The 13,004-nt window shown below is 70.6% G+C and carries 8 protein-coding genes and 1 pseudogene; 3 read left to right on the forward strand and 6 right to left on the reverse strand.

From position 1 onward, the window contains the following. The coding region (gene secA / locus D471_RS0100515) for a preprotein translocase subunit SecA (protein WP_017596818.1) at positions 1-2,818 on the reverse strand (2,818 nt) is incomplete at its 3' end. 384 nt (positions 2,819-3,202) lie between these two features. Between secA and D471_RS0100520 the strand changes: the two genes are divergently transcribed. After that, positions 3,203-3,706 (forward strand): hypothetical protein, encoded by a 504-nt coding sequence (locus D471_RS0100520; protein ID WP_040687726.1) that lies wholly within the window; start codon positions 3,203-3,205, stop codon positions 3,704-3,706. Between the two features lie 226 nt (positions 3,707-3,932). Here D471_RS0100520 and hpf read toward each other — a convergent pair whose 3' ends face one another. From hpf to mtrA, 5 genes are all read right to left on the reverse strand, one after another. Then, entirely contained in the window at positions 3,933-4,604 is a 672-nt protein-coding gene (hpf, locus tag D471_RS0100525; RefSeq protein WP_017596820.1) for a ribosome hibernation-promoting factor, HPF/YfiA family, read from the reverse strand. A 1,030-nt stretch (positions 4,605-5,634) separates the two neighbouring features. Further along, positions 5,635-6,336, reverse strand: a complete 702-nt coding sequence (locus tag D471_RS32425) for a ComF family protein (protein ID WP_017596821.1) — start codon at positions 6,334-6,336, stop codon at positions 5,635-5,637. Between the two features lie 75 nt (positions 6,337-6,411). Beyond that, a complete protein-coding gene (locus tag D471_RS0100535) occupies positions 6,412-8,334 on the reverse strand; it encodes an LpqB family beta-propeller domain-containing protein (RefSeq protein WP_017596822.1) in 1,923 nt (640 codons plus the stop codon). Beyond that, positions 8,331-10,151 carry an MtrAB system histidine kinase MtrB gene (mtrB, locus tag D471_RS0100540; protein ID WP_017596823.1) on the reverse strand — a complete coding sequence of 607 codons (1,821 nt, stop codon included), beginning with the start codon at positions 10,149-10,151 and terminating at the stop codon, positions 8,331-8,333. The genes D471_RS0100535 and mtrB overlap by 4 nt, the downstream gene beginning before the upstream one ends. 16 nt (positions 10,152-10,167) lie before the next feature. Beyond that, positions 10,168-10,845: an MtrAB system response regulator MtrA gene (gene mtrA, locus D471_RS0100545; protein WP_017596824.1), complete on the reverse strand. Its 678-nt coding sequence runs from the start codon at positions 10,843-10,845 to the stop codon at positions 10,168-10,170. Positions 10,846-11,298: 453 nt separating this feature from the next. Between mtrA and D471_RS0100550 the strand changes: the two genes are divergently transcribed. Next, positions 11,299-12,750: a hypothetical protein gene (locus D471_RS0100550; RefSeq protein WP_017596825.1), complete on the forward strand. Its 1,452-nt coding sequence runs from the start codon at positions 11,299-11,301 to the stop codon at positions 12,748-12,750. Further along, positions 12,747-13,004: pseudogene (locus D471_RS0100555) on the forward strand (DUF4129 domain-containing protein); the annotation flags it as partial. The gene D471_RS0100550 and the pseudogene D471_RS0100555, both read left to right, overlap by 4 nt.

A 13,004-nucleotide genomic window follows, 5' to 3' on the forward strand; every position in this document is an offset into this window, starting at 1 on the left:
GGCACTTCTTGAACTTCTTGCCCGAGCCGCAGGGGCAGGGAGAGTTGCGAGCGGTACCGGCGTACTCGTCGGTGGACTCGCTGTGCTGCTCGACGGAGCCGTCCTCGCTCGGAGCGGAGTACTGGAGCTGGTCGGGCCGACCCCCGTCGAAACCGGGAACCACGACGTCCTCCGCCGGCTCGGCCTCCTCGCTGGGGGCCTCGGCCTCGGCGGCCTCCTCCTCGTCGACGACGGTCGCGACGGCGCTCGCTCCGGAGGCCCCGCCGACGGTCGCGGCGGGCTTGGCCGCGGCGGAGGCGGTGAGGGTCGGCTCCTCCTTCTTGCGGACCTGGACCTCCAGGTTGAACATGTAGCCGACGGACTCCTCCTTGATGGCCTCCAGCATCTGCTGGAACATGTCGAAGCCCTCGCGCTGGAACTCGATCAGCGGGTTGCGCTGAGCCATCGCGCGCAGGCCGATGCCCTCCTGGAGGTAGTCCATCTCGTAGAGGTGCTCACGCCACTTGCGGTCCATCACCTGGAGGATGACCCGGCGCTCGACCTCGCGCATGGCCTCCTCGCCCAGCTCGGCCTCACGGGCGTCGTAGGCCTCCTTGGCGTCCTCCACGATCCGGTCGGCGATGAGCTCGCCGGTCAGGGTCGAGGCGTCGCCGTGGTCGTCGAGGAACTCGTCGACGGTGAAACTGACCGGGTAGATCTGCCGGAAGGCCCGCCAGAGGCGGTCAAGGTCCCAGTCGCTGGCGTCGCCGTCGGAGGTCTCGGCGATGACGTAGCCGCGGAGCACGTCCTCCAGCATCTCGACGACCTGGTCGCGCAGGTCCTGGCCCTCCAGCACCTTGCGGCGCTCGGCGTAGATGACCTTGCGCTGCCGGTTGAGGACCTCGTCGTACTTGAGGACGTTCTTGCGGATCTCGAAGTTCTGGGTCTCGACCTGTCCCTGGGCGGAGGCGATCGCCTTGCTGACCATGCCCGACTCGATCGGCTGGTCGTCCGGGATGTTCAGCTGGTTCATGAGGACCTCCAGGCGGCTGCTGTTGAACAGCCGCAGGAGGTCGTCCTGGAGGGAGAGGTAGAAGCGGGAGATGCCCGGGTCGCCCTGACGGCCCGAACGTCCGCGCAGCTGGTTGTCGATGCGCCGGGACTCGTGCCGCTCGGTGCCGAGCACGTACAGCCCGCCCACGTCGACGACCTTCTCGTGCTCCTCCTCGTACTCCTTCTTGGCCTTCTCCAGCGCCTCCGGCCAGGCCTCCTCGTACTCCTCCGGGGTCTCCAGCGGGCTCAGGCCGCGGTTCTGGAGCTCCTCGTCGGCGAGGAAGTCGGGGTTCCCCCCGAGCATGATGTCGGTACCGCGACCGGCCATGTTGGTGGCGACCGTGACGGAGCCGAGCTTGCCCGCGCGGGCGATGATCGCGGCCTCACGGGCGTGGTTCTTGGCGTTGAGAACCTCGTGCGGCACGCCCTCGCGCTTGAGCATGCGGGACAGCAGCTCGGACTTCTCGACGCTGGTGGTACCGACGAGCACGGGCTGACCGGCCTCGTGGCGCTCGGCGATGTCCTCGGCGACCGCCTGGAACTTGGCGTCCTCGTGCTTGTAGACGACGTCCTTGACGTCCTCGCGGATCATCGGCTTGTTGGTGGGGATCGGCACCACGCCGACGTCGTAGGTCTGGCTGAACTCCGCCGCCTCGGTCTGGGCGGTACCGGTCATGCCGGACAGCTTCTCGTAGAGGCGGAAGTAGTTCTGGAGGGTGACCTTGGCCAGGGTCTGGTTCTCGTCCTTGATCTTGACGCGTTCCTTGGCCTCGATGGCCTGGTGCATACCCTCGTTGTAGCGGCGGCCCGCCAGGACACGGCCGGTGAACTCGTCGACGATGAGGACCTCACCGTCCTTGACGATGTACTCCTTGTCCTTGCGGTAGAGCTCCTTGGCCTTGAGGGAGTTGTTGAGGAAGCTGATGAGGGGCGTGTTGACGGCCTCGTAGAGGTTGTCGATGCCCAGCCAGTCCTCGACCTTGGCCACACCGGACTCGGTGATGCCGACCGTGCGCTTCTTCTCGTCGACCTCGTAGTCCTCGTCGCGCTTCAGACGGGGAGCGATCTTGGCGAACTCGCCGTACCAGCGGGAGTTCTGCTCGGAGGGTCCGCTGATGATCAGCGGGGTGCGCGCCTCGTCGATGAGGATGGAGTCGACCTCGTCGACGATGGCGAAGAAGTGCTCGCGCTGGACCGTGTCGTCCAGGGACAGCGCCATGTTGTCGCGCAGGTAGTCGAAACCGAACTCGTTGTTCGTTCCGTAGGTGATGTCGGCCTGATAGGCCTTGCGCCGGTCGGAGGGGCGCATCTGCGGGCTGACCACACCGACTTCCAGGCCCAGGAAGTGGTAGATACGGCCCATGGTCTGGGCGTCGCGGCGGGCGAGGTAGTCGTTGGTCGTGATGACGTGGACGCCCTTGCCCGCGAGGGCGTTGAGGTAGACCGCGAGGGTGCTGGTGAGGGTCTTGCCCTCACCGGTCTTCATCTCGGCGATGTTGCCGAGGTGCAGTGCCGCGCCGCCCATGATCTGGACGTCGTAGGGCCGCTGGCCGAGGGTGCGCTTGGCGGCCTCGCGGACGGTGGCGAAGGCCTCCGGCAGGAGGTCGTCCAGCGACTCGCCGTCCTCGTACCGCTCCTTGTACTCCTTGGTGAGGTCCCGCAGCTCCTCGTCCGACAGGTCGACGTAGTCCTCCTCGAGGGAGTTGACCTGGTCCTTGAGCTTGGTGAGCCGGCGCAGGGTCTTTCCCTCACCCGCGCGCAGGAGCTTACTGAGTATCCCTGGCACTTCCTATGCGCTCCTCGCAGATCGCGGTTGGCTCCACACGTGTGGAGAGTCAGACCTGGGCCCGCGGACCGCTGCCGCGCGACCGCGGTGGACGCCGGGGGTCCCTGGGCCCTCGGGGCTCCATCCTAGAGGACCACGGCCGCGAGGCCCGCACCCTCGGAACGGCTACACTCCGGCCGCACCCGAACACCGGCCGAAACCGGCCCGGCACGTCCCTTTTCCTTCCCTCCTACGAACGTGTGTAACGGGTTCGGATGTTCCCCGGCTTTTCGTGGTGTTTGCGCGGCTCCTGGTACCGCAGTGGGTAATGGATTCATATGAGGCCGCGCTGGTGACCCCGCTCCCGTGGTGCCATTGAGCGCGGCGCGCCGGAGGTGGATGGCGATGCGAGAGAGCCAGAGGAAGAGGAAGAGGGAGACGGAGACGGTCGAGGGCGCCCCGGCCCCACGCACTCCGTTCGAGTTGATCGAACGCGCGCTGTGGCAGCCGGGTTCGAGATCCCCCGGCCCCTCCTTGGATTCCGACCCGGGCTCGCGGTGGGAGCGCCACCGGCCGAAGGACGAGGAGGGGTTCGGGCACATCCGGGGGTTCCAGAGGCAGGGGGGCAACCTCGCGCCGACCCCTCGCCACCGGGGAAGCGCGCCCTCGTGGATCGCGGTCGGCCTGGCGTTCGTCGGCTTCGCCCTGGGCGGACTCGCCGTGGTGCTCGGCGGGACGATATGGCTCCTGATCGTGGGCGGACTCCTGATGGTGGCCGCCGCGGTGGTGGCCGCCGCGTGCGACATGCTGGCCGACGTGGTGCTCGACCCGCCGAGATTCGAGTCGGAGGAACCGCACACCACCCCGCTGCACCAGATCAAGCGCGAGCAGACGCGCCGAGGCGGCTGATCCGTCCCGGCGCCGGGCCGTGCCGATCGCGCGCACGGCCCGGCGCGTGTCCGGGGAGCGCCCGGAACGCGGTGACGGAGGTGGGGGAAACACCGAGGACCCGCCCCGAGCCTCGGGGCGGGTCCTCTCATGGGGTCCGTGGGTCGGGCGCCTCTGTCGAAGACGGAACGACCCCTGGAGGGCGGGGCCGCCCGCGTACGGGCGGAACGGGGCGGCCTCCCGTCGCTCAGTCCACGAGCCGGAGGACCCCGTAGTTGAAACCTCTGCGACGGTAGACGACGCTCGGCGCGTCCTTCACCTCGTCGTGGAAGAGGTAGAAGTCGTGTCCGACGAGTTCCATTTCCATCAGCGCCTGGTCGATGCTCATCGGCTTGGCCCGGTGGAACTTCTCCCGCACGATGACGGGAACGTCCCCCTGGGTGTCGAGTTCGACGAACTCGTCGGTGAACCGCTCGTTGACCTTGGCTCCGTCGATCTCCTCCTCACCGCTGCGCTGGGCGGGGGGCGCCTGTTCCGCGGTGGTGGTCTCGGTGACCAGGTCTCCGGCGAGATCCGCCGTGGCGGCGGCGACGGAGACCGGGGTGTGGTTGCCGCGGTGGACCTTGCGGCGGTCGGCGGCCTTGCGGAGACGGGCCTCGATCTTGTCGATCGCGAGGTCGAGAGCCCCGTGCCGGTCGGAGGCCGCGGCCTCGCTGCGGATGACCGGGCCGTTGGAGTGGATGGTCAGTTCAACCCGCTCGCGAACGTCCGCGAGCTTGGGGTTGCGCTCCGAGGACACCTCCACATCGACGCTCATGCCCTTCCGCTCCCACTTGGAGAGCCGTTCGAGCTTGTCCTCGACGTGCTGTCGGAACCTCTCGCTCACACTGGTGCGTCGACCCTTGACGATGATGTCCATAGGACCCCCTTCATCGCGTGGCCGCCGTGAAGGCGACGGCCAGGCTGGTTCTGCTCCCTTCCGCCTTGGGGGACGGAAGAGTGTCGCGCTAGCCCCCTTCCGCTGGTGGCCCCGTCCCATCGGGGCCACGGCTCGGTTGGAAGTGCGTATACCCACCAGAAGCACGGTCATCACGCGCACCAGGGCGCGAATGCCCGGGACCCCTGAGGAGGAGGAACGAACAACCACCGGATTCGTGACGAATCGGCCGCCGCCGAGGGGATCGACGGGCCGGAGAGGAGAGGGGCGAGCGCGTGGGACACGTCCTCGGGGCACGGGGACCGGACCCCGGGACGACGTGCTCCCGCGGGGTTCACCACCGAGGGCGAACCCCCGCGCAAGGGCATGCCACCCGTCCGGCCGACCTGGTCTTCGTCCCCACATCCGCCTGCTGAGAGTGTCGCCGCTCTTATCCGCGACTACTGCTCTTCTCCCTGTCATGAGGGACATCGGGACCCTCCGCGGGGCAGGGCTTACCTCTAAGGCGCACCGTGATCGGTCGACGAAAAGTCGCCTTACGTGGGCCGTTTCGCCTGCGCCTGGCATCGGCTTTTCCGGACCGCTTCCCGGTCTCCCCGGGAGCTCGGTCATTCCGGCGCAACCACGGACCCGGACGGGTGCCATACCTGGACCGTAACCTGTCCGGACGCGTCTGTCAGGTAGCCGGGGCCTCCCCGGGCCCCCCGCGACCCCGCCAAACCCCTGCACAGGCGGGCTTTTCACCCGTTCACGAGAGCTTCGTAAAACCTTCACCGCAGGCCAGCCGACCATCGGCCCCGGCCGACCGACACCCCGGCCGGGCGGCACCAGCCCAACCGTCGGGTGTCCTGCCCGCCGTGGGTCGCCCCGCGGACACCGCGCTCATCCGCGTCGCCCCCGGACGTCAAGCGGCCCAGACCGGAGACGTCCACGCGGCCGCCGCGACACCCGTCCCTGCACCACCGGTCCAGCGACTGCTCATCGGGGCTGGCCGGAAACGCTGACGAACGCGTCAGGGAACCCGTTCGGCCAGGACCACGGCTCCCACGACCGGCACACCCGCGCACCGCAGCGCACGCGCGGCCTCGGCAACCGTCGCCCCCGTGGTCAGCACGTCGTCCACCACCACCGCCCGGTGCCCCGCCAGCGCACCGGTCCCCACGTCACCCAGGCCGACGGAGCCGGTGACCGCGGTGAAGACGCCCACCCTGTTGACCAGGCGCTCGGCACGTCCCAGGCCGACCTGGGGACGGACCCGGCGGCGGTACCGCAGGAGCGGAGCCACGCGTCCCACGTGGCCGGAGCGGTCCAGGCACGCGTCCGCCAGGCGGGCGACCGGGCCGCCCCGGTGCCACGGCGGCCCCCGCCCGGGGATCGGAACCAGCAGGGTGTCCGGGCCGGCCCACCCCGTCGCCGCGTAGACGGCCGCCAGTCGACCGCCGAGCGGCCCGGTCAGGGCGTCGGCCCCGCCCTCCTTGTAGGCGAGCAGGACCCGCCGGTCGTACCCGGCGTAGGGGCCCGCGGCCCAGACCGGAGGGCACCCGGGCCTGGGCGCGCATCGCCGGGGGCGCCGGTCGAGCAGGGCCAGGCAGTCGCCGCACAGCGGCCCGGACGCCACCGCGCAGGCGACACAGGGCTGGGGCAGCAGCAGGTCCAGCAACGCGGCGAACAGTCGTGCCCACGCGTGCCGGAGCCAGCCGACGAAGTCGTCCATACCTCAAGGATCCGCGGGCCGAGGCGGGCCCGCCAGACCGAACCCGCACCTGTGGACAACCGGCGGCGAACCACGTCAGCCGGGGTAGACCGGCGAGGCTCCCTCAACCACGTTCTCCCAGTTCACCCGGTCGTTGGAGAGCCACACGTTGCCGTCCTCGCCACCCGCGATCAACGGCTGCCCCGGGGCGCCCGACACGGTCGTCATCCCCGCGACGGGAGCGCCCGCGCTGGCCGGAGGCGTACCGCCGTCCAGGGAGACCAGGAAGGCCTGGCTGGTGCCGCCCTCCCGACTGCCCAGGGCGACCAACTGGTCACCGGAGCGCCACGCGATGTCCGTGACGTCGGCGAGGTCCCCGGCCAGCATGATGAAGTCACCGACGGACACGCGTCCGTCCTCGTCCACCACGACGCGGCCGACCTCCAGCGCGCGCTCGCCGTCGACCTCGGTCACCACCGCGGCGCGGGTCCCGTCACGGGAGATGCGGAACTCCACCACCGAGCGGTCGTCCAGTTCGGAGACGTCGACCCCCACGACCTCGTCGCCGTCGCGCAGCATCCACAGCGCCGTCGCGCCGGGTTCGGGCGGCGCCTGGGCGGTCAGGCCGTCGGCGGGGGGATCCGACCCGGGGTCCTCCGGCCCGTTTGGGGACTCGTCGGCGCCCTCGCCCGTGCCGCCGTCCTCGGCCCCGTCCTCGGCGGCGGGCTCCTCCACCTCCTCGACCACCCACAGGTTCCTGTCCACGTCCCAGGACACCCCGGTGAAGACCCCGTCCGACAGGACCTCCTGGACCCCGGCGTCCGCGCTGGTGAAACTCGTGACGACCTCGCCGCCGCCCACGGTGATCCCCGCGACCGTGCTCTCCTGCATCGACACCGCGAAACGCTCCAGTGGAACCTCACCCGCTCCGAGGGGGCCGGGGACCCGCTCGGCGTCGCTGGGCGCGTCCGGAGCCAGCTCGGAGGCCGACCACAGCTGCCCCTCCTGCGTGTAGTAGGCGCGCATCCCGCTCGTGGCGGCGCCGGGGCTCACCCTGGCCCAGTAGTCGCTGCCCGGGCGCGGACGCTCGGCCCGCTCGCCGTCGGCCCCCGGAAAGGCGACCTCGGAGCCGTTCACCACCAGGGTGAACTCCTCGACCCCCGGAACCTGGCGCAGCGTCCACGCGATCTGGGCGCCCAGGAGGAACTCGAACTCGTCCGTCTCCGGCACACCGTTGACGCGGATCTCGGCGTGTTCCTCGTCCACCTCGGTGGTCGCGCCCTGAAGCAGGGCCGAGTTCACGGCGGGCGCCAGCCAGTCGGTGGGGCCGCCGACGAGCCTGCGCAGCAGGCGATCGGCCATCTCGTCGGTGGGACGTACCGGGAGGTAGACCGGGTCCGGCACCAGGGCGGTGCCCTCCCGGTTGTAGTAGTACAGGTTGAACGAGCGGTGGGTGCGCTCCACGTCGAGCTGGCTGAGGATCAGCTCGTCGGGCAGTTCGCTCACGCGCCACTCGCCGTCGGGGTCGCCGTTCTCCCGAACGAGGGTGAAGACGAAGTCCTCGAGCCGACTCGAATCGCTGGGGACGTACTTGCCGGTCTCGTCGATGGTGGCCACCAGGGTGGTACTCATCCGCACGTTGGTGGTGAGCCCGTCGGAGCTGGCCTCGGGGACGAGGGCCACCGACTCGGCTCCCCCCACCACCTGGACACTGCCGCTGGGAGACCACGTCCGGGCGGTCTCCTCGACCATGTAGCTGCGGGCGGCCCCGTGGTCCTCCTCGAAGCTGCCCATGTCCCTGAGGAACCCCCGGACCAGGGCCTCCGGGCTCATGCCCGGCTGGGGTCCGGCGGGCAGGAGGCGCACGTACGCCCCGCCTCCGCCAGAGGGGCCACCGCCGTCGCCCGGGATGACGGGGCCGGTCATGGGAACCGTCGCGCAGGCGGTCATCGCCGCGCACGTGAGGGTCGCGGCCAGCGCGGCCCGCACCCCCCGGGAGATCCGGTCCGGTCCGATCACCGCGCGTCCTCCTCGCCCCGTTCGGTGTCCTCTTCCGGTTGGTCGGTCCGGTCCGCGCGCTCCGACCGCTCGGCCGCGCCCCCGGCGTCCCTGTCTCCGTAGGAGGAGAAGTTACGCCCCAGCGCGATCTCCGGGGGCACCAGGGGGAGCGGGGATCCGCGCAGCTCGGTGCCGGACTTGCGCGGCAGCGACAGGCGGAACTGCGAGCCCTGGCCCGGCATGCCCCACGCCTGGAGCCAGCCGCCGTGCAGCTGGGCGTCCTCCTTGGCGATGGCCAGGCCGAGACCGGTCCCGCCCGTGGTGCGCACCCGCGCCGGGTCGGCCCGCCAGAAGCGGTCGAAGCACAGGTGCTCCTCCCCCTCCTTGAGCCCGACCCCGTAGTCGCGGACGGCCACGGCCACCGAGTCGCGGTCTCCCGCCGCGGCCACCACGACGTCGCGCCCCTCGCTGTGCTCGATCGCGTTGACGACGAGGTTGCGCAGGATGCGGTTGATCCGGCGGGTGTCGAACTCGGCCACGCAGGGTTCGGCGGGAAGACGCAGGACGACCTTGATCCCCCGCCGCTCGGCGATCTGCTCGGCGTCGCCGACGGCCTTCATGACGGCGTCGCGGATGTCCACCGACTCGATACCGAGGGTCGCCGCCCCGGCGTCGTGCCGGCTGATCTCCAGCAGGTCGGCCAGGAGCTCCTCGAACCGCTCCACCTGGCTCTGGAGCAACTCCACGGACCTGCGCTGGGTGGGTTCGAACTCCTCGCGGTCGTCGAACAGGAGATCGCCCGCCATCTTGATGGTGGTCAGCGGGGTGCGCAGCTCGTGGGAGACGTCGGAGACGAACTGGCGCTGGAGCTTGGACAGCTCCTCCAGCTCCTGGATCTTCTCCTGGAGGTTGCCCGCCATGTCGTTGAAGGACACGGCCAGCCGCGCGAGGTCGTCCTCTCCCTGCACGGTCATGCGCTCGGTGAGGTCCCCCGTGGCCAGCCGCTCGGCCGAGCGCGCGGCGGAGCGGACCGGGCTCACCACCTGACGGGTGACGACGAAGGCGATCAGCCCCAGGAGGACCACCAGCAGCACACCCACCAGGGCGACGGTGCGCTGGACCAGGTCGAGGATCTCCTGCTCGTGCTGGAGCGGGAACACGTAGTAGAGCTCGTAGGCGTAGGTCAGCTGGGCCCCGACCACGAGCGCGGGCTCGGTGACGCCGTCATGGGTGATGCTCGTGTACGTGTGGTACTGCTGGTCGGGAGTCTCGGACTGGCGGACCTCGTTGATCAGCCGTTGCGGGACGGCCTCCTCCAGCCCCTCCGGGAACGTGTCGTCGTCGCCGGTGGCGTAGCCGTTGTCACCGCCCACCGACGGCAGGATCAGCACGCCGTAGAGGCCGGTGTCGCCCCTGCGGTTGGTCAGCTCGCTGGTGATGTTGGTCAGGAGCCGGTCGCGGTCGGCGACGGCGACCTCGTTCTCCCGCAGCTCCTCGATCGCGTAGGTGAGCCCCGCCCGGTGGTCGTTGACCGAGGTGTCGATCTTGGCTTCCAGGAGGCCGCCGCGCACCTGGCTGACCAGGACGTAGCCCAGCCCGATCATCACGACCAGGGACAGCACCAGGGTCGTGGAGATGACGCGCAGGTGCAGGGAGCGGCGCCAGTTGGTCTGCACACCGCGTACCAGCGCCCTCGCCGCTCGTTGGGCGAAGGCGTAGGCCCGTGTCAGACCGGTACTCGTGTCGCGCGCCTTGTCTGCGGGTGCCCCTGGGGCCGGGGCCGCCCGGTCCTCGCCGGGGTCGGCCTCCCGGTCCTCCTCGGGTGCGGCTGACGTCATGGGTGATGGGTCCGGATCAGGCGGTACCGGCCTTGTAGCCGACACCGCGGACGGTCACGACGACCTCGGGGTGCTCGGGGTCCTTCTCGATCTTGGCGCGCAGGCGCTGCACGTGAACGTTGACCAGGCGGGTGTCGGCCGCGTGGCGGTAGCCCCAGACCTGCTCCAGCAGCACCTCGCGGGTGAACACCTGGCGCGGCTTGCGGGCGAGTGCGACCAACAGGTCGAACTCCAGCGGCGTGAGGCTGATCTGCTCACCGTCGCGGCGCACGGCGTGCCCGGCGACGTCGATGGTGATGTCCCCGATCTGGAGGACCTCGGGGGCGGGCTCCTCGGTCCGGCGCAGGCGCACGCGGACGCGGGCCACGAGCTCCTTGGGCTTGAAGGGCTTGACGATGTAGTCGTCGGCGCCCGACTCCAGGCCGAGGACGACGTCGATGGTGTCGCTCTTGGCCGTGAGCATGACGATCGGGACGTTGGACTCGGAGCGGATCTGGCGGCACACGTCGATACCGTCGGCCCCGGGCAGCATCAGGTCCAGGAGCACCAGGTCGGGCTTGGTCTCGCGGAAGGCCTCCAGGGCCTTGTCCCCGTCATGGACGAACGACGGCTCGAACCCCTCACCCCGCAGCACGATGCCGAGCATCTCGGCGAGGGCGAGGTCGTCGTCGACAACCAGTACACGTCCCTTCATAGGTGCGTCCGGCGCCGGGCTCGGAACCTCCTCGCGGGCGGTCCTCGCGGCGCCTACTCCTCTCTCCTGGAACACTCGAGCGGCGGATGTGGGCGGTGCCCGTGTTCCCCGTGTACGGGGAAGGACGTCCCCCTACGTGGGGAACCGCGGTCGTCCCCCCAACCTTGCCACCTTCGGGCAACGTTGGGAGAGTGGTCGACGTTTTTCGACCCCTCGGGGCCAGTTTCGGTCACCGGCGGCGGCGACCCGGCTGAGCTGCGCCGGGAACGCTTACCTCTGAACCGGCTGGTAACAGAAAGCATACAAAAGGAATGAAGTGCCTAGGTTGGGCTCCGAACTGCCACGGGGCCGCCTAAGTGCGGTGCGACCGGCCGGTAGGTTGGGAAGAAGAGCACGGATCGCACAGGATTCGGCTCACGCAGCGTAACCGAACTTCACGGAGGGCGTGGCCAGATGAGCCAGGAGGACGAGCACCGCGACTCTCCGGGGACCGCCCCGGAGGGACCGGAACGCGAGCGGCCCTCCGGTTCCGGAGCGCCCGCGGGATCCGGAACGCCCGACGGGGGCGGCGGCTGGTCGGCCCCCGGCCAGGGCCCGGCGCCGGGCGTCCCGGGCGGCGTGTCCGGTGGCGCGGAGTCCCCCGGCGTCGCCGGACCCACCGCTCCCCCCGGGCGGGACACCGAACCCGAACGGCCCGCCCAGTACGGCTGGCCGGACGCCCAGCCCGGTCCGGCGGCGGGCTACGGCCCTCCCGCCGCGGCACCGGGTTACGCGCCGCCGGGGACGCCGCCCGGCTACGGCCCGCAGGGAACACCACCCGGTTACGGTCCTCAAGGAGCGCCCCCCGGCTACGGCCCGCAGGGCCACGGGTATCCCGGCCGTCCGACCGCGCCCAAGCCCGGCGTCGTGCCGTTGCGCCCGATGACCGTCGGCGACCTGTTCAACGGCGCGTTCGCCCTGATCCGGAACAACCCGAAGACCACCGCCGGGTTGGCGATGATCGTCGTCGCGGTCACCAGCGTCATCAGCGCCGTCGGCTTCGGCGGGACGATGCGCGACTACGGCGTCTTCTTCGACCAGGCGCTCAACGACCCGGCCTCCCTCGACCCCGCGGAACCCATCCCGGTGTCCACGTGGTCGATCATCACCACCTACGGCGGGGCCCTCCTCTCCCAGGCCGGGTACATCCTGGTCACCGGCCTGCTCACCGCCGTCGTGGGTCTCGCGGTCCTGGGCCGCAGGCTCACCCCGGGTGAGGCGTGGGCGGCCATCCGCGACCGCCTCTGGACCATCGTGGGTCTGGCCCTGATCCAGTTGCTCATCTACTTCGGCCTGACCCTCGCCACGGCCCTCGTGGGCATCGTCGGCGTGGGCGTCGGAGCCGCCCTACTCGTGTCCGGGGCCGTCGAGGCCGGGATCGCCGTGATCGTCCTGGCGCTGGTCGCCGTGGCCGCGTGCGTCTGCGTGTTCCTGTGGATCGTGGTCCGCATCCACTTCGCCATGCCGGTCGTCGTGCTGGAGCGGGTCGGCGTGTTCGCCTCCCTGGCCCGGTCCTGGCGCCTGACCCGGGGCAGCTGGTGGCGCGTCTTCGGGATCATCCTCCTGACGATGCTCCTCGTCGGCCTGATCGGCGGCCTTCTCACCACCCCGTTCACCATGGGCTCCCTGGCGCTCGTGTTCCTCTTCCCGGTCGAGGCGTGGATGCCGGTCGCCTCGGGCGCGCTCATCTACGTCGGCGAGGTCCTGATCAACGCGTTCACCACCCCGTTCGTCGTGGGCGTGGCCACCCTGCTCTACATCGACCTGCGGATGCGGCGCGAGGGCCTGGACCTGCGTCTGCACGAGGCCGCACGCGCGGGACACCAGGTCGGCCCTGAGGTCTACCTGCCGGAGTGGCGCGGGTGAGTGCCGTGGTCCCGGCGGAGGTGACCCGGGAGGAGGGGCGTCGGCGCGCGGTCGAGGAGCTGTCCGACCCGCTGTACGGAGAGCGGGCGCCCACGCTCCTCGACCGGATCCAGGAGTGGATCCTCGACCTCCTGGGCGGGGCGGCCGCGGCGGGCTCGGGCGTCATCGGCGGCTGGGTCGTGCTCGGCCCCCTGCTGATCCTTCTCGCCGGTCTGCTCGTGTGGCTGATCATCTACCTGCGGCCGTCGGCGAGC

Origin of the sequence: Nocardiopsis lucentensis DSM 44048 (genome assembly GCF_000341125.1) — a bacterium.
GTDB classification, from domain to species: Bacteria; Actinomycetota; Actinomycetes; order Streptosporangiales; family Streptosporangiaceae; genus Nocardiopsis; species Nocardiopsis lucentensis.